We start from the raw sequence: 26703 nt of genomic DNA on the forward strand, positions 1-26703 counted from the left end.
GCAGGTCATCACTGCGGATACGGCACCCAATCCCCGGCATTCAGTCGGACATAAGGCTTATTCTGATACTGGATCACCACCGCATTGGCGTTTTCCGATACCTCCGCCGTCTGCGGCAGCCCGCTGGTGAGCTGATCCCAGTTCACGCTATCTTCCACAAACAGCTTACCGTCTACAGCGCGAGCAACCAGTTCCGAGATAGCCAGATAGCTGCTTGGCTGGGTGATTTCAATGGGCGCTCCCTGATGCGGCGCCTTCATGCCAAAGAACTTAATCCCGGCCGGAACGTTAGTGATGGACGGGCTTGGGATATCGCGCAGACCAGACACCTGCATCCTGTCGCCTTTCAGCGCCCCTCCGTGTTCTGGTACCACCACCACCATCACTTTGCGACCTGATTTTTCCAGCTCGTTGAAGAACGCGTTCAGCTCGTCAAAGAACTTCTGAGCACGGGCCTTATAATCGGCCGTTTTACTCACGCCGGGATAATGGTTCCCGTCGTGCAGCGGCAGCGTGTTATAGAACGTCGCACTACGTGTCCCTTCCTCTTTGCCGACGGTATCTAACCAGCGCTGAAGCACGGCGGTATCGTCATACACCGGCGAGCCATCAAAGCCCAGCAACGTTACCGGCAGCCCTTTCTGGTCCATCAGCGGGGCCTGCATGCCACCCTGTTCACGCACTTCTTTCAGGAAGTTACCGAACTGACCGTTATGGCCCATCATCAGGTGCTGGGTAAAGCCCAGTTTTGCGAGGTTATCAAACAGATAACACTGGTTAGCTGCCGGCTGGTAGAGGTTCTTATGCGAAGGCTGTCCGCAGCTGGCGCGCAGCAGGCGGATAGCCGCCGGGCCGCTGTACGACGTGGCCGAGTTGAAGTCCTTAAACTGAATATCGAAATGCGACCACAGCGGGTGCGACATCAAACCAGCCGCGTCAACGTCAGCCCAGGACAGAGAACAGATGTTAATGACCAGCAGCTCAAACGGCTGAGCATCGGCAGGCAGCGCGTCCGGGAATTTCGTCTGACGCTTATCTTCCGCAGCGTAAAAACTGGAGAGCCACGCGTTCAGGTTAGTGGATGTCGGCGGTGCAGTCTGCGCAGGAATATCCCCAACCACAGGCGTATCCCCTGCTGTCGCAACGGTCGCGGCGGCGGAACCGCCCGTGGTGGTCACGGTTGTCGTCGGCTGACCGGCTGGCCACAGCGAGAAGCTCGGGCCCGTCAGCGTCAGGACGTTAAGCCAGATCATAATCGCGACGACAAACACCGTCACCCGGATCCACTGAGACAGGAACAGCCAGGCGACCAGCAGGACAAATACCGCGCCAATCATCTGCCAGTTAATAAAGCGCTCAACCAGATCGAGCATATAGTCCGCACTGAAACCTGCGACCTGGGAGCCCTGGCTCATGATGCTTTCAGGGCCGGGCAGCCAGGTATCATGCCAGAACAGGGCGAAACCGATGGGGATAGCGACCCAGTGACGTATACGGTGCAGCCTGAGGTTCGGGATTGGCATCAGCAGGAATGCCATAAACACCAGGTTAAGCAGAGGGTGGAAATTAAGATAGCCTGCCCACAGCAGACCAAACTTCACCAGAAAGTAGAAATTCCAGCCGGACAGGCCGCGCCAGTATTGCCAGAGTGGCGAGGGCGCCGAAGAGGTATAGGTAGAATTAGTCATGTTTTCGGTTTGCCTTGACGTTCGGAGCGCGAGTCAGTGTTCCGGCGGGTTTAATATAGCGAGGTTTGACGAACAGTAATCTGATCGTATCGCGAATACGGCGCAGGGAATGGCGTGCATAGTAGCCAAGCGGCAAAAAAATCAGCGCGCACAGAACAACCAGTTGGATGATATCGCTGATATTCATAATGGCGCGCTCTCCTTGTTCTCATCCAGTAAGCGTAGCGGCTCGGGTACCCGTCGCCAGACATGCCCGTCATGTTTCGCGTTCAGAACCGGTTTGGCGCCGCTTGTGACAGGCAACGGTTTGGCCCACTTTTCAGGTGGCAGGGCACGCATCTGGACAAGCTCAGCCGCGATCAGGTTATCTTCAAACCAGACCATACGGTTCGAGAAGATATCCGCGGTAGGAAGCGGGAAGATATGGTTAAGTGCAGTATCCAGATCGTTCACCCGGCAGAAGGAGAGGAACAGCACCAGGCGGTTATCGCCAATGGTCATGATGTCCCCGATACGGTTAGGGCGGCACAGAGTGAGCGCCTGCTCAACGCGAATACCCGGCACGGGGCGCAGGGCAACCATCACCCCTTTTCCGTCTGCCGGTAACAGCGTATTGCTCATCATGTTGCCCACCGCATCGCAGAAGGTGTCCCATTTCTGGTAGCCGCGCAGTTTCATCGGCTGCGTCATTGAAAGCAGGGTGCTGATATCTTCCGGAACATGTCGATTAAACTGCTGGCCCTGGATGCTTTCGATCAGCGTCAGACAGCGCGACAGGGGAGCATTCCACGGAATGACCATATTCGCGCCGCAGCCCAGTAATAAGCGCTCATCGGTGGCGCGCAGGCTGGTATTATTTTCACGCACTACAATTTTTAACGCGCTGCCGCGCTGGCGACGTAATGTGTGAATGTGCCTTGCCAGCGTTTCGATTTGGTTATTCTGGATCAACGAGAAGATAATAGTCGCCGCCTGCGTGGTGCGCGCCTCATCAAATAAGGCTTCATTGGTATCGAACAGTGACCAGTGCTCAGACAGTGCAGGCGCACCTTCCAGTACCGCAATATGGCTCAGAACACGTTTTTCATCACTGCGTGGCTGAACTACCGTCTCTTCCTGTTGAGCAAGATGCCACTCATCCCCGACTTGTTTGAGTGTAAGTTGTTGTCGGGAGCTCACCCCTTTTTCATTGCACCAGAAAGCCACGTCGTAAAGATGGCTGTCGGTCTGGACACGAATACTGGCCAGGCCATAGAGAGAACGGTATTCACTCATTAAAAGTGAAAAAAGCTTGTCATTATTACTGCCTGGGTTAACAACCAATAAGGTGCAATTTTGATTTTTTGCCCATCTGTTGATTCTTCCCAGCCATTTCAGCAGCTTTTCAGACGGTATATTTTGCAGGCCATCATTAGAGCATTTTAGAATCAGTAAATAGTGCTCAGGAACAATAGAACACTGAATATCGCGGGGTAAAAAGTATAGACTGTCAGCCTCCGCAGGCATGGAAAATAATCGTACTGTCTGGGGCCCACGGTCACTGTCGAGCCTGATGATTGACTTCGGCTCTTCGCCCATCGTAATGACGGCCACGCGGGAATCCTTCCCCTGCGCCGCTATCGTCTGGTTTACCAGACTGATGGCATCTTCATTACGATCCGTATTAACCCACCAGACTCCTCCGACTGGCATGTGGCGCAATTCGTCCCATAATGACTGGATGCCAATAGAAAATATGGAGTCCACGGTGTCCCTCTTTTCGTCGAATTTCTATGTCTCTCAGTTTACTAGCGAAAGCGTAGAAATAAACCTAACATTGAAATTAAAGAACATCAGATTTAGCATGTAAATGAAATTTAATGGCAGGACGCCTCGCTGCATCTGAATCTTATGATTTTACTCAAAGGGATGAAAAAAGAATGCAAAATAACGAACCCGCAACCCCAGTCGACTCAAGTCTGGGTTACACATTCCAGAACGATTTTTTGGCACTCACGCAGGCTTTTTCTTTGCCTGAAATAGATTACACCGATATTTCCCAGCGTGAACAGTTGGCGGCGGCTATTAAACGTTGGCCGTTATTAGCTGAGTTTGCCCAACAACAATAAGGAAGCCATTGATGGCTGTACTAGGATTACAGGGCGTCCGTGGTGGGGTGGGTACAACTTCCGTTACCGCGGCGCTGGCGTGGTCATTGCAGGTATTAGGTGAATCGGTACTGGTCATTGATGCCTGTTCCGATAATTTGCTGCGCATGTCATTCAATGTCGACTTTACGCATGCAAACGGCTGGGGACGCGCGCTTCTGGACGATAAAGACTGGCGGGATGCGGGTTTGCGTTATACCTCCCAGCTCGATTTGCTTCCCTTTGGTCAATTGACCGAAACCGAGCGCGGGAATGAAGCCGCGTACCAGCGCCTGTTCTCTCGCTTCATCACCGCATTGCAGAGCCTGAAAGAGAGCGGGCACTATCAGTGGATCCTGCTGGACCTGCCGCACGGTGCCGCGTCGCTGACCCGCCAGCTGCTGGCGCAGTGCGACCATGTGCTCTCCATCGCGAACGTAGATGCGAATTGTCATATCCGTCTGCATCAGCAGCCGATGCCTGCCAATGCCCATATTCTGATCAACGATCTGCGCATTGGCAGCCAGATCCAGGACGATCTCTACCAGGTCTGGCTCCAGAGTCAGCGCCGCCTGTTGCCGATGGTGATCCATCGTGACGAAGCGATGGCGGAGTGCCTCGCGTCCAAACAACCTCTCGGGGAGTACCGTAGCGATTCACTGGCGGCGGAAGAGATCCTGACGCTGGCCAACTGGTGTCTGCTGCACTTTGCTAAACGGCCGGAGCCTGCCGGGAGTTCAGTATGAGCCGCCTGACTAACTGGCTGCTCATTCCGCCGGTCAGTTCGCGCTTAAGTGAACGCTACCGCCATTACCGTCATCACGGCGCCTCGTCGCTGAGCGCTGCGCTGGGCTGTTTGTGGATGATTCTGGCGTGGATGTTCATCCCCCTCGAACATCCCCGCTGGCAACGCATTCGTGCGCGCCACGGTGAACTCTATCCGCATATCAACCCTGACAAGCCGCGTCCGCTGGATCCCGCGCGCTACGCTATTCAGTCCATCTGGCTACTAACGACCTCAACGGGCGCGGAGAAAAAAACGTCCCGCTGGCGCAGCTTCGATCGTGTGCAGAACCTGCGTGAACACTACCACCAGTGGCTTGACCGGCTACCTGACCGGGTGGGCGACAAAACGGGTCATTTAGATAACCACAAAGAGCTCGGGCACCTACACCCGGGCTTGCGGCGTTTTATTCTCGGCGTGGTTGTGGTGTTCTCGCTGATTCTTGCGCTGGTCTGTATTACCCAGCCCTTCAACCCGCTGGCGCAGTTCACCTTCCTGATCCTGCTGTGGGGCGTGGCGCTGCTGGTGCGGCGCATACCAGGGCGTTTTTCTGCCCTGATGCTGATTGTGCTATCGCTGACCGTTTCCTGCCGCTACATCTGGTGGCGATATACCTCAACGCTGAACTGGGACGATCCGGTCAGCCTGGTGTGCGGCTTAGTGCTGCTGTTTGCTGAGACTTACGCCTGGATCGTGCTGGTGCTGGGTTACTTCCAGGTTATCTGGCCGCTGAATCGACAGCCGGTGCCGCTGCCAAAAGACACGACCCAGTGGCCTACGGTTGACCTCTTCGTGCCGACCTACAACGAAGATCTGTCGGTGGTAAAAAACACCATTTACGCCGCGCTGGGTATCGACTGGCCGAAGGATAAAATCAAAATCTGGATCCTCGATGACGGTGGCCGTGCCGAGTTCCGCCAGTTCGCGGACGAAGTGGGGGTAGAGTACATCGCCCGTACCACGCATGAACACGCGAAAGCCGGTAACATCAACAATGCGCTGAAATATGCCAAAGGGGAGTTCGTCTCTATTTTCGACTGCGACCACGTGCCAACGCGCTCGTTCCTGCAAATGACCATGGGCTGGTTCCTGAAGGAGAAAGAGCTGGCGATGATGCAGACGCCGCACCACTTCTTCTCGCCGGACCCGTTTGAACGTAACCTCGGCCGTTTTCGTAAAACCCCGAACGAGGGCACGCTGTTCTATGGACTCGTGCAGGACGGGAACGACATGTGGGACGCCACGTTTTTCTGCGGCTCCTGTGCGGTGATCCGCCGGAAACCGCTGGATGAAATTGGCGGGATCGCCGTCGAGACGGTCACGGAAGATGCGCACACCTCGCTGCGTCTGCACCGTCTTGGCTATACCTCCGCCTACATGCGTATTCCTCAGGCGGCGGGGCTGGCCACGGAATCCCTGTCGGCGCACATCGGCCAGCGTATTCGCTGGGCCCGCGGCATGGTGCAAATTTTCAGGCTCGATAACCCGCTGATGGGTAAAGGGCTGAAGCTGGCGCAACGGCTGTGCTACGTCAACGCCATGTTCCACTTCCTGTCCGGTATTCCACGGCTTATCTTCCTCACTGCGCCGCTGGCGTTCCTGCTCCTTCACGCTTACATCATCTATGCGCCTGCGCTGATGATTGCCTTGTTCGTTCTGCCGCACATGATCCACGCCAGCCTGACGAACTCGAAGATTCAGGGGAAATATCGCCACTCCTTCTGGAGTGAAATTTACGAAACGGTGCTGGCCTGGTACATCGCGCCGCCAACCATGGTGGCGCTGATTAACCCGCATAAAGGGAAATTCAACGTCACCGCGAAGGGCGGGCTGGTGGAAGAGGAATATGTCGACTGGGTGATCTCCCGGCCCTATATCTTCCTGGTGCTGCTGAATATTGTGGGCGTGATTGTTGGGATCTGGCGCTACTTCTACGGCCCGGAAAACGAAATTCTGACGGTCTTCGTGAGTATGGCGTGGGTGTTTTATAACCTGATTATCCTCGGTGGCGCGGTGGCGGTATCGGTGGAGAGCAAACAGGTTCGCCGCGCGCATCGCGTCGAAATCAGCATGCCAGCGGCCATTGCCCGCGACGATGGACATCTCTTCTCCTGTACCGTACATGACTTTTCGGATGGCGGTCTGGGTATCAAGATCAACGGTCAGGCGAAGGTGCTGGAGGGGCAGAAGGTCAACCTACTGCTTAAGCGCGGCCAGCAGGAGTATGTCTTCCCGACGCAGGTGGTGCGTGTGAGAGGAAATGAAGTGGGTCTGCAACTGATGCCGCTGACCAAAAAGCAACACATTGATTTTGTGCAGTGTACGTTTGCCCGCGCGGATACGTGGGCTCTCTGGCAGGACAGCTTCCCTGAGGATAAGCCTCTGGAAAGCCTGCTGGATATTCTTAAGCTGGGGTTCCGTGGCTATCGTCACCTTGCAGAATTTGCCCCGTCGTCGGTGAAATTAATTTTCCGGTCACTTACTTCACTGGTTTCCTGGGTCGTGTCGTTCATTCCGCGTCGACCTGAGCGAGATGAAGCGAAGCAGGCGGACCCGGTTATGGCTCAACAATGATGATAACGCGATGAAAACAAAACTTTCCTGGTTATGTGCAGTGGCAATGGGGATGAGTGCGCTCCCTGCAACAGTGGCTAACGCAGCGCCTGATAACGCAGCGGCCACGCCCGCGCCAACGGTGCCTGTCGTCGCGCAAGCGACCGATCCGGTTGTGACGGCCGCGCCGGGGCAGACGGAAAACGTCGTCCCGAATCAGCCGACGACGGGGAATACGCTGCCCGCCGACAACCCGGTGGTTGGGCAGGTCATGCCTGGCGTGCCGGGAGCCAGTGCGCCGGTGGTTGCCGAAAATACGCCGTCGCGTGACGTTAAGCTGACGTTTGCCCAGATCGCGCCTCCTCCGGGCAGCATGGTTCTGCGCGGCATCAACCCAAATGGCGGTATCGAATTCGGTATGCGCAGCGATGAAGTCGTGTCGAAAGCGATGCTCAACCTGGAATACACCCCATCGCCGTCGCTGCTGCCGGTGCAGTCCCAGCTTAAGGTCTATCTGAATGACGAGCTGATGGACGTCCTGCCCGTCACCAAAGAGCAACTGGGTAAGAAAACCCTGGCTCAGGTGCCGATTAATCCGCTGTTTATCACCGACTTTAACCGCGTGCGTCTGGAGTTTGTCGGCCACTACCGCGATGTCTGTGAAAACCCGGCCAGCAGCACCCTGTGGCTGGATGTCGGGCGTAACTCTTCGCTTCAGATGACCTATCAGCCGCTGGCGTTGAAAAACGATCTCTCCGCCTTCCCGGTGCCGTTCTTCGACCCGCGTGATAACCGTCCGCTGAACCTGCCGATGGTCTTTGCCGGCTCTCCCGATGTGACCGAACAGCTGGCGGCCTCTATCGTGGCATCCTGGTTTGGTTCCCGCTCCGGCTGGCGTGGTCAAAGTTTCCCGGTCATGTACGACAAAATGCCGGACAAAAACGCGATCGTGTTTGCCACCAACACCAAACGTCCGGCTTTGCTGCGTGACCATCCGGAGGTGAAAGCGCCCACCATCGAGATGATCAGCCATCCGGACAATCCGTACGTGAAGCTGTTGGTGATCTTCGGCCGTGATGACAAAGATCTGGTGCAGGCGGCGAAAGGCATTGCGCAGGGGAATATCCTGTTCCGCGGTAACAGCGTTGTGGTGGACGAGGTGAAACCGCTGCTGGCACGTAAGCCTTATGATGCGCCGAACTGGGTACGTACCGACCGGGCCATCACCTTTGGCGAACTGAAAACCTATGAAGAGCAATTGCAGTCAACCGGGCTTGAACCTTCTCCTGTCAGCCTGTCGCTGAACCTGCCGCCGGATCTCTATCTGCTGCGCACCAACGGCATTGATATCAATCTGAACTACCGTTACACCGCGCCGGCGACCAAAGACAGCTCGCGCATGGATATCAGCCTCAACAACCAGTTCCTGCAATCGTTCAGCCTGACCAGCAGCCAGGAGACAAACCGGTTGATGCTTCGTCTGCCTGTATTACAGGGGCTGCTGGATGGCAAAACCGATGTGTCGATCCCGGCGCTGAAGCTCGGTGCGGTGAACCAGCTGCGGTTTAACTTCCAGTATATGAACCCCATGCCGGGTGGATCGGTGGAAAACTGTATTACCTTCCAGCCGGTGCAAAACCACGTGGTGATTGGCGATGATTCCACGATCGACTTCTCGAAGTATTACCACTTTATTGCGATGCCGGATCTGCGTGCCTTTGCTAACGCCAGCTTCCCGTTCAGCCGCATGGCAGACCTCTCTGAATCGATTGTCGTGATGCCAAAAGCGGCCAACGAAGGCCAGGTTACCACGCTGCTGGACACCATGGGCACCGTCGGGGCGCAAACCGGCTTGCCGGCGATCAACGTGACGGTGACGGATGACGGGAGCCAGATCCAGAACAAAGATGCCGATATCATGGTCATCGGCAACATTCCGGACAAGCTGAAAGACGAGAAGCGCGTCGATCTGCTGGTGCAGGCGGCTCAGTCATGGGTTAACACGCCGCTGCGTCAGACCGAGTTCCCGAGCATCATGCCGGACAGCGGCGATCGTCAGGCCAATATCAGGACGACCGTAAGCTCAACGGGTCCGATGGCCGCGATTGTCGGCTTCCAGTCGCCGTATAACGACCAGCGCAGCGTTATCGCCCTGCTGGCGGACAGCCCGCGCGGGTATGAGCTACTCAACACGGCCATGAACGACAGCGGTAAACGGGCGGCAATGTTCGGTTCCGTCTCGGTGATCCGTGAGTCGGGGGTAAACAGCCTGCGCGTGGGGGATGTCTACTACGTCGGTCATCTGCCGTGGTTCGAACGCCTGTGGTACGCCCTGTCTAACCACCCGGTGCTGCTGGCCGTGCTGGCTGCGCTCAGCGTTGTACTGCTGGCGTGGGTACTGTGGCGTCTGCTGCGAATCATCAGCCGTCGTCGTCTTAACCCGGACCATGAGTAAGCGGTGATGAAAATCTTTCGCGGGTGTGTAGTCGCAGCGTTGATGCTGGCGGCGGCGAATCTTCACGCCGCCTGTCGCTGGCCTGCCTGGGAGACGTTCAAGCAGGATTATATGAGCGAAAGTGGACGCGTCATTGATCCCAGTGACGCGCGCAAAATCACCACCTCCGAAGGGCAAAGCTACGGACTGTTCTTTGCCCTCGCGGCAAACGATCGCAAGGCGTTCGATCTGCTGCTGGCATGGACGCGCGATAACCTTGCCGAGGGAGATTTAACCCAACATCTCCCGGCCTGGCTGTGGGGGAAAAAGGACGACGAAACCTGGGCGGTTATCGACCCTAACTCCGCGTCTGATGCCGATATCTGGATTGCCTGGTCGCTGCTGGAAGCCGGGCGGCTGTGGAAAAATCCCGATTACACGCGCACGGGTAAGGCGCTGTTGACGCGCATTGCCAGTGAGGAAGTGGTGAAGGTGCCGGGGCTGGGTTCTATGCTGCTGCCGGGTAAAGTCGGTTTTGCCGAAGAGAGCGTCTGGCGCTTCAACCCCAGCTACCTGCCGCCGCAGCTTGCGAGCTATTTCACCCGTTTTGGCGCGCCGTGGACGACGCTCCGTGAAACCAACCTGCGTCTGCTGCTGGAGACCGCGCCTAAAGGATTTTCCCCGAACTGGGTGAAATACCAGAAAAAGGGCGGCTGGCAGCTGTCGCAGGATGCATCCCTGATCGGCAGCTACGATGCGATTCGCGTCTATCTGTGGGTAGGGATGATGAACGATAACGATCCGCAGAAAGCCCGGCTACTGACGCGTTTCAAGCCCATGGCGACCACCACAATCAAACAAGGCTTGCCGCCGGAGAAAGTGGACGTCGTGACCGGGAAACGCACCGGAGATGGGCCGGTAGGGTTTTCTGCCTCCCTCCTTCCGTTTTTACAAAACCGGGACGCGCAAGCGGTGCAACGCCAGCACGTCGCCGATCGTTTTCCCGATAACAATGCTTATTACAGCTACGTTCTGACCCTCTTTGGACAAGGGTGGGATCAGCATCGTTTTCGTTTCACCGTGCAAGGTGAATTACTACCGGACTGGGGCCAGGAATGCGCACGTTCACACTGAATCTACTCACCTTATCGCTTGGCCTGGCGCTAATGCCCCTGGCCCAGGCCGCCAACTCCCCGCAGCAGAGACAGCTGCTGGAACAGGTCCGTCTGGGGGAATCCACCCAGCGTGAGGATTTAGTGCGCCAGTCGCTCTATCGCCTTGAGCTGATCGACCCCAACAACCCGGACGTGATTGCCGCGCGCTTCCGCTACCTGTTACGACAGGGCGATACGGCGGGCGCGCAAAAAGAGCTGGATCGCCTGAAAGGAATGGCGCCCGATTCCAGTGCCTATCAGTCCTCCCGTACTACCATGCTGCTCTCCACGCCGGATGGTCGCCAGGCCCTCCAGCAGGCTCGCCTGCTTGCCACCACCGGGCACACCCAGGAAGCCATTGCCGCGTATGACAAACTGTTTGACGGTAAGCCGCCCAGTGGCGACATCGCGACGGAGTACTGGAACGTGGTGGCGAAAGAGCCAGCCCGCCGCAACCTGGCCATTAATCAGCTTAAGAAAATAAACGCCAGCAGTCCGGGCAACGTCCCGCTACAGTCCTCGCTGGCACAGCTTTTGTTCCAGAGCGGACGGCGTGATGAAGGGTTTGCGGTGTTACAGGAGATGGCCAAATCGAACAATGGCCGCAGTCAGGCGTCGGACATGTGGTACCAGCAGATCAAAGATCAGCCGGCCAGCAGCGCCAGCGTTACCGCGCTGCAACAATACCTGAGCGTGTTCAGCGATGGCGATAACGTGACGGCGGCGCGCGCCCAGCTTGAAGCGCAGCAAAAACAGCTCGCCGATCCGGCGTTCCGCGCCAAAGCCGAAGGGTTAGCCGCAGTGGATGCCGGGCAGGGCAGTAAAGCGATAACGGAGTTGCAAAAAGCAGTCAGCGCCAACCACGCCGACAGTGAAGCCGTAGGCGCGCTGGGGCAGGCCTATTCTCAGAAAGGCGATCGCGCGCGTGCGGTTGCGCAGTTTGAAAAGGCGATCGCCCTCGATCCGCAGAGCGATAACCGGGGCAAATGGGACAGCCTGCTGAAGGTCAACCGATACTGGCTGCTGATCCAGCAGGGGGATAACGCCCTGAAAGCCAACAATACGGCCCAGGCCGAACGCTATTACCAGCAGGCGCGCAATATCGACAATACCGACAGCTACGCGGTTCTGGGCCTCGGTGATGCGGCGGCGGCGCGCAAAGATAACGACGCGGCCGAGCGCTATTACCGCCAGACGTTGCGGATGGACAGCGGCAACAGCAACGCGGTACGCGGTCTCGCCAATATTTATCGCGCGCAGTCTCCGGAGAAGGCGACGCAGTTTATTCAGTCGCTCTCTGCCAGCCAGCGCCGCAGCATTGATGATATTGAACGTAGCCTGACGAACGAGCAGTTGTCAGCCCAGGCCGAACAGCTGGAAAGCGAGGGGAAATATGCGCAGGCCGCAGAACTTCAGCGCCGACGCCTTGCGCTTTCCCCGGGCGACGTGTGGATCACCTACCGACTGTCACGCGATCTGTATAGCGCGGGTCAGCGCAGCCAGGCGGATAACCTGATGCGTCAGCTGGCAAGCCAGAAACCGGGCGATCCGGATCAGGTTTACGCCAGCGGGCTGTACCTGTCCGGTAACGATCAGGACCGGGCGGCGCTGGCGCATCTGAACACGCTGCCGCGCGACAAGTGGAACGGCAACATTCAGGCGCTGGCGGACCGCCTGCAAAGTAACCAGGTGCTGGAAACCGCCAACCGCCTGCGCGACAGTGGAAAAGAGCAGGAGGCGGAAACGTTGCTTCGCCAGCAGCCTCCGTCCACCCGTATTGACCTGACGCTGGCGGACTGGGCTGAACAGCGTGGCGATCATGAGGCCGCGAAAACCGCCTACAACACCGTCCTGCAACGCGAACCGCAGAACGAAGACGCGATCCTCGGCCTGACCGAGGTCTCTCTTGCCCAGGGTAACAAGGACGCGGCGCGCGCGGCGCTGGCGAAACTGCCCGCGGCACAGAACGGCGAACCGCTCTCCATCAATATGCAGCGCCGGCTTGCCATGGCGCAGGCTGGCCTGGGTGATCATGCCGCGGCAGAAAAGACCTTCAACGCCATTCTTCCGCAGGCCAAATCGCAGCCGCCTTCGATGGAAAGTGCGCTGGTGATGCGCGATGCCGCCCGTTTCCAGGCACAAAATGGTCAGCCTCAGCAGGCGCTGGACACCTGGAAAGATGCGATGGTCTCATCGGGCATCACAACGACCCGTCCGACCGATAACGACAGCTTTACGCGGCTCACGCGTAATGATGAGAAAGATGACTGGCTGAAGCGCGGCGTGCGCAGCGATGCAGGCGATCTTTATCGTCAGCAGGATCTGAACGTCACGCTGCAACACGACTACTGGGGGTCCAGCGGCACGGGGGGCTATTCCGACCTGAAAGCGCACACCACCATGCTCCAGGTTGATGCGCCGCTGTCGGATGGACGTATGTTCTTCCGTAGCGATCTGGTCAATATGAACGCCGGTTCCTTTGCCACCGATAACGGAACCTACGATCCGACATGGGGTACCTGTGCCGAAACGCCATGTCACGGCAGCACGAACCAGTCGGCCAACGGCGCCAGCGTGGCCGTCGGCTGGCAGAACAAAACCTGGGCGTGGGATATCGGTACAACGCCGATGGGCTTCGACGTGGTCGATGTGGTGGGCAGCCTGAGCTATAGCAACGATTTAGGGCCGATTGGCTACACCCTGAACGCCCATCGCCGTCCGATTTCCAGCTCGGTGCTGGCCTTCGCCGGGCAAAAAGATCCCAATACCGACACCACCTGGGGCGGCGTGCGTGCCACCGGTGGCGGCGTGAGCATGAGCTACGACAAAGGCGAAGCTAACGGGATCTGGTCAAGCCTGAGTGCCGACAGCCTCACCGGGAAGAATGTCGAAGATAACTGGCGCGTCCGCTGGATGACCGGCTATTACTACAAGCTCATCAATCAGAACAACGAACGCCTGACGGTGGGCGTGTCCAACATGCTCTGGCATTACGATAAGGATTTAAGTGGCTATTCGCTGGGCCAGGGCGGTTACTACAGTCCCCAGGAGTATGTGTCGTTCGCCTTACCGGTGAACTGGCGTAAACGCACAGAGAACTGGTCATGGGAGCTGGGCGGCTCCGTCTCCTGGTCTCATTCAAAAACAAAAGATGTGATGCGTTATCCGTTACAGGGGCTGATCCCGGACAATGAGCCAGGCCGTTATACCGATAAAGGTGTGATGGAAACCGGAAGTAGCTCGTCAGGGACGGGTTATACCGCAAGGGCGATTGTTGAACGCCGCGTGACGTCCAACTGGTTTGTCGGTCTGGGCGTCGATATTCAGGAAGCAAAAGACTATACCCCGAGCCATGCGCTGCTCTACGTTCGGTATTCTGCCGCGGGCTGGCAGGGTGATATGGACTTACCACCGGAACCGCTGGTGCCTTATGCAGACTGGTGATCGGATTTTTTCTTAATCTAATTGTAAGTCTCTCTTAAAAGTGCAGCTATCGGGTATACTCGGGCGCACCAGGTTTACACCCTGGTGCGCCCTGCGCTTCGAGTTTTGTGGAGAGTCATTTTGCGTGTCAGCCGTTCCTTAACGATCAAACAGATGGCGATGGTGTCTGCCGTCACAATGCTGTTTGTCTTCATCTTCTGCGTCATTTTGCTGTTTCACTCCGTACAGCAGAATCGCTATAACACGGCTTCGCAACTGGAAAGTATTGCCCGCTCGGTGCGGGAACCCCTGTCAGCCTCGATCCTGAAAGGGGATATCCCCGAGGCGGAATCCATCCTGAAGCGCATTCAGCCCGCCGGTATCGTGAGCCGCGCGGATGTCGTGCTGCCGAACCAGTTCCAGGCGCTGCGGATGAGTTTTATCCCGGAGCGTCCCGTCCCGATGATGGTGATGCGCCTGTTTGAACTGCCGGTGCAAATTTCCCTGCCTCTCTATTCCCTGGAAAGACCGGCTAACCCGCAGCCGCTGGCCTACCTGGTGCTACAGGCCGACTCGTACCGCATGTATAAATTCGTCATGAGTTGGGTTGCTACGTTAGTGACTACTTACTTACTTTTGACACTAATGCTGAGCGTGGCGCTGACGTGGTGTATCAACCGGTTAATTGTGCATCCGTTGCGCCGCATAGCCCGGGAGCTGAACGACCTCTCTCCACAGGAGCACATGGGGCATCAGCTTCCCTTGCCGCGCCTGCATCACGACGATGAAATTGGCATGCTGGTCCGGAGTTACAATATCAACCAGCAGCGTGTCCTGCGTCAGCAGGAAGAGCTCAGTAGCAACGCCACCCGTTTTCCGGTATCCGATCTGCCAAACAAAGCGTTTTTAATGGCCTTGCTGGAGCAGACCGTTGCCCGCCAGCAGACCACCGCGCTGATGGTGATTGCCTGCGAAACCTTGCAGGACACGGCGGGCGTGCTGAAAGAGAGCCAGCGCGAGATGCTGTTGCTGACGCTGGTGGAAAAGGTGAAATCCGTTCTGGCGCCGCGCATGGTGCTCACCCAGGTCAGCGGTTATGACCTGGTGGTGATCGCGCACGGTGTTAAAGAGCCGTGGCACGCCATTACGCTAGGTCAGCAAGTACTCACTGTCATTAATGAGCGGCTGCCCATTCAGGGTATCCAGCTTCGCCCGAGCGCCAGCATCGGTATTGCGATGTACTACGGGGGGCTGACCGCCGAGCAGCTTTATCGTCGGGCCTTCTCGGCCGCGTTCACCGCGCGCCGGAAAGGCAAAAACCAGATCCAGTTCTTTGATCCGGAGCAGATGGAAAAAGCCCAGCAGCGCCTGACGGAAGAGAGCGACATTCTGACGGCGATGGACAATCGCCAGTTTGCGCTCTGGCTACAGCCGCAGGTCAATTTGCGCACGGGTGAAGTGACCAGCGCCGAAGCGTTGCTGCGTATGCAACAGCCGGACGGCACGTGGGAGCTGCCTGAGGGGATGATCGAACGTATCGAGTCCTGCGGCCTGATGGTCACCGTCGGCTACTGGGTGCTGGAAGAGTCCTGCCGCCAGCTTGCGGCCTGGCAACAACGGGGCATCACGCTGCCGCTGTCGGTGAATCTCTCTGCGCTACAGCTGATGCACCCGACCATGGTGCCGGAGATGCTCGAGTTGATCCACCGCTACCGCATTCAGCCCCACACGTTGATCCTGGAAGTCACCGAGAGCCGTTGTATCGACAATCCTGACGATGCTGTCGCCATTCTGAAACCACTGCGTAATGCCGGGATCCGCATTGCGCTGGACGATTTTGGTATGGGGTATTCCGGCCTGCGTCAGCTCCAGCACATGAAAACGTTGCCGGTGGACGTCCTGAAAATCGACAAAACCTTTGTGGAAGGGCTGCCGGAGGATTGCAGCCTGGTACAGGCCATTATTCAGATGGCGCACAGCCTGAATCTGCACGTCATTGCCGAGGGTATTGAAACCGACGCCCAGCGTGAGTGGCTGGCTGCGGCGGGCGTGGAGAGCGGACAGGGCTTCCTGTTTGACCGCGCCGTACCGACGGATATCTTTGAGAAACGCTATCTCGCCGACGCTGGCAATAACGCAAAAGTGTAATTTTGTTGCTGGCTTGTGCGAGCCAGCTCAAAGTTCTTAACATTTGTGTTTCAAATTTGAACCCCGTTTATTTCTGTCCTGTTATGTGGGTGTTATTTTAAAGCCGCAGGTTAACCATAACCTTACAAAGCCTGTAGTTTTTCTTTCCAGGGACACCCTATGAAAACCTCACTCTTCAAAAGTCTTTACTTCCAGGTCCTGACAGCCATCGCCATCGGTATTCTGCTCGGTCACTACTATCCGGAGCTGGGCGCGCAGATGAAACCGCTTGGCGACGCGTTCGTTAAGCTCATCAAAATGATCATCGCGCCGGTCATTTTCTGTACCGTGGTGACCGGTATCGCTGGCATGGAAAGCATGAAGGCGGTCGGGCGTACGGGGGCGGTTGCCCTGCTGTACTTCGAGATTGTCAGTACCATCGCGCTGATTATCGGTCTGATAATTGTCAACGTGGTACAGCCTGGCGCGGGCATGAACGTCGACCCGGCCACGCTGGATGCGAAAGCGGTGGCGGTTTACGCTGAACAGGCGAAAGATCAGGGGATTGTTGCCTTCCTGCTGGACGTGATCCCGAGCAGCGTGATTGGCGCGTTCGCCAGCGGAAACATCCTCCAGGTGCTGCTGTTTGCCGTGCTTTTTGGCTTTGCCCTGCACCGTCTTGGCAGCAAAGGCCAGCTGATTTTTAACGTCATTGAAAGCTTCTCGCAGGTGATCTTCGGCATCATCAACATGATCATGCGTCTGGCCCCGATTGGCGCCTTTGGCGCGATGGCCTTCACCATCGGGAAATATGGCGTCGGCACGCTGGTACAGCTTGGCCAGCTGATCGTCTGTTTCTACATCACCTGTATTCTGTTTGTGGTGGTGGTGCTCGGCTCCATCGCCCGTGCGACCGGCTTCAGCATCTTCAAATTTATCCGTTACATTCGTGAAGAGCTGCTGATTGTCCTCGGCACATCCTCTTCGGAGTCCGCGCTGCCGCGTATGCTCGATAAAATGGAAAAGCTGGGCTGCCGTAAGTCAGTGGTGGGGCTGGTTATTCCTACGGGCTACTCCTTTAACCTGGACGGCACCTCGATATACCTGACGATGGCGGCGGTCTTTATTGCCCAGGCCACTAACAGCCACATGGATATCTTCCATCAGATTACGCTGCTGGTGGTGCTTCTGCTCTCTTCAAAAGGGGCGGCGGGCGTAACGGGCAGCGGATTTATCGTGCTGGCGGCCACCATTTCGGCGGTGGGCCATCTGCCGGTGGCGGGCCTGGCCCTGATCCTCGGTATTGACCGCTTTATGTCTGAAGCCCGTGCGTTAACCAACCTGGTCGGCAATGGCGTGGCGACGATTGTGGTGGCGAAGTGGGTGAAAGAGCTGGATCACAAGAAGCTTAACGATACGCTGAATAACCGCACATCTGAGGACAAAACCCCCGGTTTATCCTCTTAATCCCTCATAAATGCCCGTATTCCCTTGTGGGGATGCGGGCACCTGCGCATAATAACCGTTCATACCTGTCATAATTCGACAAGATTTTTTTTGGGTATATTTCACTTCCGCCCGTGACGTTTAGCCGAACACGCTGTCTAATCGGAAGGTTTTCATCGTCATCTTTGAGTGCTCACGTCGCGAGACACTCTCTTTAACCAGGAATGTTGATCAGGGGTTCACATGCAGGGCACAAAAATTCGACTCTTAACCGGCGGTTTGCTGATGATGGCAGCAGCCAGTTATGTGCAGGCAGATGCGCTCCAGCCAGACCCGGCCTGGCAACAGGGAACACTGGCGAACGGTTTCCAGTGGCAGGTATTATCCACTCCGCAACGTCCGAGCGATCGCATTGAAATCCGTCTTTCTGTGAATACCGGCTCCCTCACTGAAAGCACCCAGCAGACCGGCTTAAGCCACTTTATTCCTCGACTGGCGCTCACCCAGAGCGGCAGTTTGCAGGCGGTTCAGGTGCGTTCTTTATGGCAACAGGCCATCGATCCGAAACGCCCGCTGCCCCCGGCTGTGGTCTCCTATGACTACACCATGTTTAACCTGAGCCTGCCCAACAACCGTAACGATCTGCTTAAAGAAGCGCTGACCTACCTTTCGGATGCCACCGGCAAACTGGCGATTACGCCTGAGACCGTTAACTATGCGTTGAGCAACAGCGACATGGTGGCGACCTGGCCGACGGATACCAAAGAAGGCTGGTGGCGCTACCGCCTGAAAGGGTCAACGCTGCTTGGCCACGACCCGGCAGAGCCGCTGAAACAGCCGGTTGATGCCGCGCAGGTGAAATCTTTCTACCAGCAGTGGTACACCCCGGATGCCATGACCCTGATTGTGGTGGGCAACGTGGACAGCCGTGCGGTGATAGAACAGATCAACAAAGCATTTGGCGATCTGAAAGGGAAGCGTGAAACGCCCGCCCCTGTTCCTACCTTGTCCCCGCTGCGTCCTGAGACGGTCAGCATCATGACGGATACCGTGCGTCAGGATCGTCTTTCAATGATGTGGGATACGGCCTGGCAGCCGATCCGCGAGTCTTCTGCGCTGTTGCGTTACTGGCGTGCGGATCTCGCGCGTGAAGCGCTGTTCTGGCACGTTCAGCAGACGCTCAGCAAGAACAACGTGAAAGATATTGGCCTGGGCTTTGACTGCCGAGTGCTGTTCCAGCGCGCCCAGTGCGCCATTAACGTGGAATCGCCGGGCGATAAGCTGAATGCCAATCTCGGCGTGGTGGCGAAAGAGCTGGCTAAAGTGCGGAAACAGGGCCTGTCTGAAGAGGAGTTTAACGCGCTGGTGGCGCAGAAATCCCTCGAATTGCAGAAACTGTTCGCCACCTATGCCCGCGCCGATACCGATATCTTAATCAGCCAGCGCATTCGCTCCTTGCAGAATCAGGTGGTGGATATCGCGCCGGAGCAGTATCAGAAACTGCGTCAGGACTTCCTGAACGGTCTGACCGTGGAGATGCTGAATCAGGATCTGCGTCAGCAGCTGTCGCAGGATATGGCGTTGATTCTGTTGCAGCCGAAAGGTGAGCCGGAATATGACATGAAAGAGTTGAAGGCCACCTGGAGCGCCATCATGGCGACGCCGCCGCAGCCAGCGCAAACGGCAGCCGATGATTTACACCAGGATGCGAGCGATATTCCGCAGGGCCAGTAAGCTCTGCGTTCCCTCAGCCCTGAGGGAGAGGGTTAGGGTGCGGGCATCAGCCCGCACAGTCCTTAAGCAGGCATCGCCTCGCGCGGAATAATCGCTCCGCGATACTGAATCACCGTGCTGGCCGTCAAGTGACCGCGCTGCGCCGCCGCTTCCGGCGTTCCCCCCGTCAGACGTACCGCCAGATACCCCGCGCTGAAAGAATCTCCCGCCGCCGTGGTATCGATTACCTTCTCTTTCGCCAGCTTCACCGCCGGCACCTCTGTCACGGCTTCACCCGCAACCGCCACCAGGCAAGACTCCGCCCCGCGCTTGATCACCACTTCGCTGACCCCGGCAGCCTGCGTCCGGGCAATGACCTCATCAACCGGTTTTTCGCCCCACAGAGCATCTTCATCATCCAGCGTCAGGAAGGCGATATCGGTGCATTCGAGCATCTGCTGGTAGACCTGCTGCGTCTCTTCGCGGCTGGCCCACAAACGCGGACGGTAGTTGTTATCGAAAATCACCTTACCGCCATTGGCCCGGCATTCGCGCAGCAGTGACAGCAGCTTTTCACGGCTCTCCTGGCTCAGGATCGCCAGGCTGATCCCGCTCAGGTAGAGATAATCGAAGGTCGCCAGTTCTTCGCAAATGGCAGCGGCGGCCTCGCTTTCCAGCCAGAATTTGGCGGCCGCTTCATTACGCCAGTAATAGAAGGTGCGCTCGCCGGTGCTGTCGGTTTCGATGTAGTACAAACCCGGCAGGCGGTTTTCCATTCGCTGGATCAGCGAGGTCCCAACGTTTTCACCCTGCCAGGCTTCCAGCATCTGCTGGCTGAAGCTGTCCGTTCCCAGCGCGGTAACGTAGCTCACGCTCAGCGCGTCGGGGGCGACCTGACGGGCAATGTAAACGGAGGTGTTCAATGTATCGCCACCAAAACCGCGGCTGACTTCCGCGCCTTTCTGGGACAGCTCAATCATGCATTCGCCAATCACGGCAATTTTTTTAGACATAGTCGTGAACCTGAACAAAGTAATTAAGGGTAGTGTGCGCTGTGTGTTTTTTATGGTCAACTATATTAAAACGACGTTCCATTATTTTTTTTGAGCCAGCGCGTATTCCGGCATATTTCTGTCATCTTAATTTCATTTTCCCGGTGAATTGAACATAAAGTTCTCACCTGGCGGGCCGATAACTCAGTGACGAGTCCAGAAAGGCTATCCCATACAACAGGACATCCGAAATGAAGTCAGAGCAGGTTATCCAGCGGCTGAGCACTACGCCTGAGGCAAGTATTGAGAACTTGCAGGAGCATCGCTACTGGCTGCAATGTGAGCGAGCGTACACCTATCAGCCCATCTACCGTACCGACGGTCGGTTAATGGCGATTGAGGTGTTAACGGTCGTCACTCATCCATCGAATCCTTCACAGCGTATTGCACCGGACCGCTATTTTGCGGAGGTTGCCGTGCGTCAGCGTATCGACGTGCTGGAAGAGCAGCTGAGAATGCTGGCGACGAAGCAGGCGTTCTTCGAGCAGCACGGTATTCTGGCGTCGGTGAACGTGGATGGCCCAACCCTGATGGCGTTACGTCAGAACGCGACATTGCAGGCGCTGATTGCCACCTTGCCGTGGATGCGCTTCGAGCTGGTGGAACATGTTCAGCTGCCACAGGACTCCTCGTTTGCCTCGATGTGTGAGTTTGGCCCGCTGTGGCTGGATGATTTCGGTACCGGTATGGCCAACTTCTCCGCCCTGAGCGAAGTGCGTTATGACTACATCAAAGTGGCCCGCGATCTGTTTATCATGCTGCGCCAGACGCCGGAGGGACGGAACCTGTTTACGATGCTCCTGCAACTGATGAACCGCTATTGCCAGGGCGTCATTGTGGAAGGCGTAGAGACGCTGGAGGAGTGGCGCGACGTGCAAAATTCCCCGGCAGCGGCGGCACAGGGTTATTTCCTCTCTCGTCCTGTCCCCATGGATACCCTGGAAAAGGTGATAACTACCCTCTGATCTGCCCGCTTCCCTTTGTCTGAACTATAGTTTTAGAGGCAAGTTCATCAGGAAAGGGGACAACAATGACAAAAACAACCAGGGTGATTTCCTGGACAGCAGGGATTTTCTTGTTGCTGATCGTGGTCTTAATCATCATTATCGCCACGTTTGACTGGAACCGGCTCAAACCGACCATCAACCAGAAAGTCTCAACCGAGCTAAACCGCCCCTTTGCAATACGTGGCGATTTGGGTGTCGTGTGGGAGCGCCAGAAAGAGGAAACCGGCTGGCGAAGCTGGGTGCCATGGCCGCACGTTCACGCCGACGACATCATTCTCGGCAACCCGCCGGACATCCCCGAAGTGACCATGATCCACCTGCCGCGCGTGGAAGCCACGCTGGCGCCGTTAGCCCTGTTAACCAAAACGGTGTATCTGCCGTGGATCAAACTTCAGCAGCCCGACGCGCGGCTAATTCGCCTGTCAGAGAAAAACAACAACTGGACGTTCGATCTCGCCAGCAGCGGCGATAAAGATCAGAATGCGCAGCCCTCTTCGTGGTCTTTCCGCCTCGACAATATTCTGTTCGATCGGGGGAGGATCGCCATTGACGATAAGGTGAGTAAGGCTGACGTGGAGATCCTCGTCGATCCGCTGGGTAAGCCTCTGCCGTTTAGCGAAGTGACGGGCAGTAAAGCCAAAGGCGATGACAGCAAAGCGGGCGATTACGTCTTCGGCCTGACGGCGAAAGGGCGCTACAACGGCCAGCCGCTGACCGGTAAAGGCAAAATCGGCGGCATGCTGGCGCTCAGGAGTGAGGGCACGCCGTTCCCGGTGCAGGCGGATTTCCGCTCGGGCAACACCCGCGTGGCGTTCGTGGGCACGGTTAACGACCCGATGAACATGGGCGGCGTCGACCTCCAGCTTAAGTTTGCCGGGGATTCGCTGGGTGAACTGTACGATTTGACCGGCGTGCTGCTGCCGGATACCCCGCCGTTTGAAACGGACGGGCGCCTGGTTGCCAAAATCAACACCGAAAAATCGTCCGTCTTTGACTACCGGGGATTCAACGGCCGCATCGGCGACAGCGATATCCACGGCACGCTGACCTACACCACCGGTAAACCGCGCCCGAAACTGGAGGGGGACGTTGAATCCCGCCAGCTGCGTCTGGCCGATCTTGGTCCGCTGATTGGCGTAGATTCGGGCAAAGGCACGAAGTCTAAAGAGGTTAAAAAGGACGTTCAGCCTGCGGGTAAAGTGCTGCCCTATGACCGCTTCGAAACCGACAAATGGGACGTGATGGATGCGGATGTGCGCTTCAAAGGACGTAAAATTGAGCATGGCAGCACGCTGCCGCTGAGCAACCTCTCGACCCATATCATCCTGAAAAACGCCGACCTGCGCCTGCAACCGCTGAAGTTTGGCATGGCCGGGGGAACCATCTCATCGAATATCCACCTGGAGGGGGATAAAAAGCCAATGCAGGGAAGGGCGGAGATCCAGGCGCGTCGGCTGAAGCTGAAAGAGCTGATGCCGGACGTGGAGCTGATGCAGAAAACCCTCGGTGAGATGAACGGCGACGCGGATATTCGCGGCACGGGTAACTCGGTAGCGGCGCTGCTGGGTAGCGGAAACGGCAACCTGAAGCTGCTGATGAACGACGGGCTGGTGAGCCGTAACCTGATGGAGATCCTGGGGCTGAACGTCGGGAACTTTATCATCGGGCAAATCTTCGGTGACGACGAAGTACGCGTTAACTGCGCGGCGGCAAATCTGGATCTGGTCAACGGCGTGGCGCGTCCGCAGATCTTCGCTTTCGACACGGAAAACGCGGTTATCAACGTCACCGGTACCGCCAGCATGGCGTCCGAGCAGCTGGATTTAACCATCGATCCGGAAAGTAAAGGCATTCGTATCATCACCCTGCGCTCGCCGCTGTACGTTCGCGGGACCTTCAAAGATCCTCAGGCGGGCGTGAAGGCCGGGCCGTTGATTGCGCGTGGTGCGGTCGCCGCCGCGCTCGCTACGCTGGTCACCCCTGCGGCGGCGCTGCTGGCGTTGATTTCGCCGTCAGAAGGCGAAGCGAATCAGTGTCGGACGATTTTGTCGCAGATGAAGAAGTAGTCCCGTTTCTCCCTCTCCCTGTGGGGAGAGGGGGCTCCAGTAATTTGAAAGCAAAAGCTATAACGTTGCCTCAGAATAACTGAGGGCTTTCAGCGATGCCTCGGTCCGGCTGTAAATCGCTGAGGCGTTTCCTGTAGGCCGGGGCGAGGCGCAGGGATGCGCCGAGAGGGCGGACTTTACAGGGATGTTACCTCCGCCCGTCCCCGATAAGCCGGAAGGAATAAGCCGAAGGCACCGCGAAGCGGCGATTTTCCGCCGGAAGCCCGGGTCGCCAGGGTGGTGGCGACTGAGCCACCCTGGCACGTTCACCGCTCATGTCGTGACAGGGTAGCAAGGAACATAAAGTGAACGGAATGACCACCTGAGCCGTATGTTCCCCCTCACCCCAGCCCTCTCCCTCAAGGGAGAGGGGGCCGTCTGTGCAGGCATTATTTTGTGGGGAGCCCTCAGCCCTGTGGGTGAGGGCTGAATCGTAGGCCGGGTAAGGCGTAGCCGCCACCCGGCATTCACTTACAGCGCCTGATGCTTCGTCTCGTGCGTCAGCAGCAGCGCAATCAGCGTCAGCGCTGCCATTGCCGCCAGATAGACACCCACATAGAACAGGCCATAGTTCGCCTGAAGCCATGTGGCGATATACGGAGCCACCGAGGCGCCCAGAATCGACGAAACGTTATAGGAGAACGACGCGCCGGTGTAACGCACTTCAGTCGGGAACAGCTCCGGCAGCAGCGCGCCCATTGGGCCAAAAGTCAGCCCCATCAGGCTCAGGCCAATCAGCAGATACGCCATCACCAGCGCAGGGCTACCTGAACCCAGCAGCGGCGGGAAGACAAACAGCGCGAACAGAATAATCAGCGAGGTGATGACGATCATGCTTGAACGACGGCCAAATTTATCCGCCAGCAGGCCCGCGATGGGCACCATCACGCCAAATCCGATGACCGCCATCATCAGCATCCACAGCACTTCGTTACGCGGCAGGCCCAGGCCGACCGGCGCGGCGGCGGTACTGAAGGTCATGGAGTAAACGGTCATGATGTAGAACAGCGTGTAGGTCGCCAGCATGATGAACGTGCCCAGCACGGTCACGCGGAGGTGTTTGGTCAGCAGCGTCCCCAGCGGAACTTTAACCTGCTTTTTCGCCGCGGCGACTTTAGCGAAGACCGGCGTCTCGTGCAGCGACACGCGAACGTACAGGCCAATCAGCACCAGCACGGCAGAGAAGACGAATGGAATACGCCAGCCCCAGTTCATGAACTGTTCATCAGTCAGCAGCCAGGAGAGGAGCAGGAAGGTGCCGTTAGCAAAGAAGAACCCAATCGGTGCGCCCAGCTGCGGGAAAGAGCCATACAGGGCTCGTTTGCGCGCCGGGGCGTTCTCGGTCGCCAGCAGTGCCGCGCCGCCCCATTCCCCGCCCAGCCCCAGACCCTGCCCAAAGCGCGCCAGCGCCAGCAGCACAGGCGCCAGAATGCCGATAGTTTCATAGGTCGGCAGCAGGCCGATGGCGACGGTGGAGATCCCCATCGTCAGCAGCGAGGCAACCAGCGTCACTTTACGGCCGACGCGATCGCCAAAATGCCCAAAGACCGCTGAACCAATCGGACGCGCAACGAAGGCGATAGAAAAGGTGGCTAAAGACTGTAGCGTGGCTGCCGTCGGGTCGCCCTGAGGGAAGAAAATATGCGGAAAGACAATGACCGCAGCGGTGGCGTAAATATAAAAGTCGAAGAACTCAATGGCGGTGCCAATCAGCGATGCGACGACGACTTTATTGCGCGAGTTGACCGGAACGTGTTCCGCCCCTTCGTTAAGTGTGGTGGCTGTTGCTTGCATAATATTTTCTTATTTTTGGACGAACGAAGGGCCATATTAGGCATAGCAAAAGCGACATTTCAATCTGTAACAAAGGCGTGGCGCGGTCATAAAAGCAACAAAAAGCGGATAATTTTCAGACCAGCGAAAACACTTCTATGAAATGCTTCACACTTTTTAAATATCAGTCATTAAAACTGGTTTTGCGTTAAATAAAAGTTACGGCCTGGATTTATATGCTGAAATGGCGAATCGGGCTGAAATATCAGCCCGACATGATATCAGCGGTGGGTTTTACCCGGCATGCGCGGGTCATCTTTATACTCTGCCGTGGCGATCCACGCGGCGCAGAACAGCGTCAGGCGAGCGAAGAAATAGAAGAAAGCCATCAGCCCCAGCACCGAACCAAAGGCCGCGCCGGAGGGAGACTTCACCAGGGACGGCAGCGTATAGGTCATCACAATCTTGATCACCTCAAAACCAATGGCGGCAATCAATGTCCCGCGCATCAGCGCCTTCTTGCGCGGACGATGGCGGGGCAAACGCCAGAAGATCCAGAAGAACAGAAGGTAGTTAGCAAAGATAGAAATGGCCAGCCCAATGCCGCGCCAGGCCGGTTTCAGCCATTCAATGTAATCCAGGTACAGCGCGGAGATAATCATCTGCTGCGCGGAACCGGCGACCGAGGTGATGGAGAGCGTAATGACCAGCGCCACCAGCAGCCCAATCAGAGAAATAAAGTCGCGCAAATACTTCACCCATATCTTCTCCTGATCCTGCGGTCTACGCTCCCAGACGTCACGCGACTGGGCGCGAATAGCCTCACGCAGGTTGCCCATCCAGTTCACCCCGGAATAGAGCGCAATCAGCAACCCGACGATACCCACGGTGGTACGCTGCTGCACGGCGGTGTTGATGGTGCTTTTGAGCGTTGCGGCGAGCGTCTGGTCGCTGACGTTGGTCAGAATCTTATTGAAAATGTCCTGCAACAGCGTCGGGTGAGACGCCAGCACAAAACCGGCGGCGGCAAATGACACCATCAGGATGGGGATCATCGACAGGAACGAGAAATAGGTAATCGCCGCGCCAAACTGATTTCCCATGCGGTCGTTAAAGCGCTCAGCGGCGCGTATCAGGTGAGCAATCGCGGGTATCTGCTGAATTTTTTCGGCTATGCCGGTCACGGTGCCCAGCGCTTTGCTGGCCGTTCCAGGCTCTTTCGGCGCTTCAGGCTCGTTATCCATCTTTTTGATGGGTTCATAATCTAAATGTTGAGTCGGTCGTTGCGGGTTATTTTCCGGCGTCACGCGCATTTTCC

Annotated in this window: 17 protein-coding genes; 11 read left to right on the forward strand and 6 right to left on the reverse strand. The window is 57.0% G+C overall.

Annotation, left to right across the window (positions count from 1 at the left end; translation table 11 throughout):
- Positions 1–8: 8 nt before the first annotated feature.
- From bcsG to bcsE, 3 genes are read right to left on the reverse strand one after another with little or no spacing between them, the layout of a single operon-like run.
- Positions 9–1688, reverse strand: coding sequence for a cellulose biosynthesis protein BcsG (gene bcsG / locus O1722_RS01015; RefSeq protein WP_032672219.1), 1680 nt, complete (start codon positions 1686–1688; stop codon positions 9–11).
- Complete coding sequence (gene bcsF / locus O1722_RS01020; RefSeq protein WP_017384193.1) at positions 1681–1875, reverse strand: cellulose biosynthesis protein BcsF; 195 nt, start codon at positions 1873–1875, stop codon at positions 1681–1683. The genes bcsG and bcsF overlap by 8 nt, the downstream gene beginning before the upstream one ends.
- Positions 1872–3434: a cellulose biosynthesis c-di-GMP-binding protein BcsE gene (bcsE, locus tag O1722_RS01025; protein WP_032669013.1), complete on the reverse strand. Its 1563-nt coding sequence runs from the start codon at positions 3432–3434 to the stop codon at positions 1872–1874. The genes bcsF and bcsE overlap by 4 nt, the downstream gene beginning before the upstream one ends.
- A gap of 173 nt (positions 3435–3607) precedes the next feature.
- On the opposite strand from bcsE, the gene bcsR reads away from it, so the two are divergent.
- The 9 genes from bcsR to O1722_RS01070 all read left to right on the forward strand — a co-directional run bounded on the left by bcsR (position 3608) and on the right by O1722_RS01070 (position 19469).
- Positions 3608–3796: a cellulose biosynthesis protein BcsR gene (bcsR, locus tag O1722_RS01030; RefSeq protein ID WP_003861175.1), complete on the forward strand. Its 189-nt coding sequence runs from the start codon at positions 3608–3610 to the stop codon at positions 3794–3796.
- An 11-nt stretch (positions 3797–3807) separates the two neighbouring features.
- Positions 3808–4560, forward strand: coding sequence for a cellulose biosynthesis protein BcsQ (gene bcsQ / locus O1722_RS01035; RefSeq protein ID WP_003861177.1), 753 nt, complete (start codon positions 3808–3810; stop codon positions 4558–4560).
- Positions 4557–7172 (forward strand): UDP-forming cellulose synthase catalytic subunit, encoded by a 2616-nt coding sequence (bcsA, locus tag O1722_RS01040; protein ID WP_023295581.1) that lies wholly within the window; start codon positions 4557–4559, stop codon positions 7170–7172. The genes bcsQ and bcsA overlap by 4 nt, the downstream gene beginning before the upstream one ends.
- 10 nt (positions 7173–7182) lie before the next feature.
- Positions 7183–9606, forward strand: a complete 2424-nt coding sequence (gene bcsB, locus O1722_RS01045) for a cellulose biosynthesis cyclic di-GMP-binding regulatory protein BcsB (protein WP_071964000.1) — start codon at positions 7183–7185, stop codon at positions 9604–9606.
- Between the two features lie 6 nt (positions 9607–9612).
- Positions 9613–10719, forward strand: a complete 1107-nt coding sequence (bcsZ, locus tag O1722_RS01050; protein WP_033488104.1) for a cellulose synthase complex periplasmic endoglucanase BcsZ — start codon at positions 9613–9615, stop codon at positions 10717–10719.
- Positions 10701–14183, forward strand: coding sequence for a cellulose synthase complex outer membrane protein BcsC (bcsC, locus tag O1722_RS01055; protein WP_033488103.1), 3483 nt, complete (start codon positions 10701–10703; stop codon positions 14181–14183). The genes bcsZ and bcsC overlap by 19 nt, the downstream gene beginning before the upstream one ends.
- Before the next feature lie 120 nt (positions 14184–14303).
- Positions 14304–16310, forward strand: coding sequence for a biofilm formation regulator HmsP (gene hmsP / locus O1722_RS01060; protein ID WP_017693810.1), 2007 nt, complete (start codon positions 14304–14306; stop codon positions 16308–16310).
- A gap of 159 nt (positions 16311–16469) precedes the next feature.
- Complete coding sequence (dctA, locus tag O1722_RS01065) at positions 16470–17756, forward strand: C4-dicarboxylate transporter DctC (RefSeq protein ID WP_015571524.1); 1287 nt, start codon at positions 16470–16472, stop codon at positions 17754–17756.
- A 222-nt stretch (positions 17757–17978) separates the two neighbouring features.
- Entirely contained in the window at positions 17979–19469 is a 1491-nt protein-coding gene (locus O1722_RS01070) for a M16 family metallopeptidase (protein ID WP_033488102.1), read from the forward strand.
- Positions 19470–19531: 62 nt separating this feature from the next.
- Here O1722_RS01070 and kdgK read toward each other — a convergent pair whose 3' ends face one another.
- Positions 19532–20461: a 2-dehydro-3-deoxygluconokinase gene (kdgK, locus tag O1722_RS01075; RefSeq protein WP_017384186.1), complete on the reverse strand. Its 930-nt coding sequence runs from the start codon at positions 20459–20461 to the stop codon at positions 19532–19534.
- 230 nt (positions 20462–20691) lie between these two features.
- On the opposite strand from kdgK, the gene pdeH reads away from it, so the two are divergent.
- Together pdeH and O1722_RS01085 are read left to right on the forward strand one after the other, a co-directional pair.
- A complete protein-coding gene (gene pdeH, locus O1722_RS01080) occupies positions 20692–21465 on the forward strand; it encodes a cyclic-guanylate-specific phosphodiesterase (protein ID WP_015571521.1) in 774 nt (257 codons plus the stop codon).
- A gap of 65 nt (positions 21466–21530) precedes the next feature.
- Positions 21531–23573 (forward strand): AsmA family protein, encoded by a 2043-nt coding sequence (locus O1722_RS01085; protein ID WP_015571520.1) that lies wholly within the window; start codon positions 21531–21533, stop codon positions 23571–23573.
- A 510-nt stretch (positions 23574–24083) separates the two neighbouring features.
- Here O1722_RS01085 and O1722_RS01090 read toward each other — a convergent pair.
- Both O1722_RS01090 and yhjD read right to left on the reverse strand, forming a co-directional pair.
- The gene (locus tag O1722_RS01090) at positions 24084–25406 is read right to left on the reverse strand and encodes an MFS transporter (protein WP_033488101.1); all 1323 of its coding nucleotides are present in this window, start codon (positions 25404–25406) and stop codon (positions 24084–24086) included.
- Between the two features lie 260 nt (positions 25407–25666).
- Positions 25667–26692 (reverse strand): inner membrane protein YhjD, encoded by a 1026-nt coding sequence (yhjD, locus tag O1722_RS01095; protein WP_023295574.1) that lies wholly within the window; start codon positions 26690–26692, stop codon positions 25667–25669.
- Between the last annotated feature and the right edge of the window lie 11 nt (positions 26693–26703).

Source organism: Enterobacter cloacae complex sp. HYC003_NIDB, from assembly GCF_056673375.1.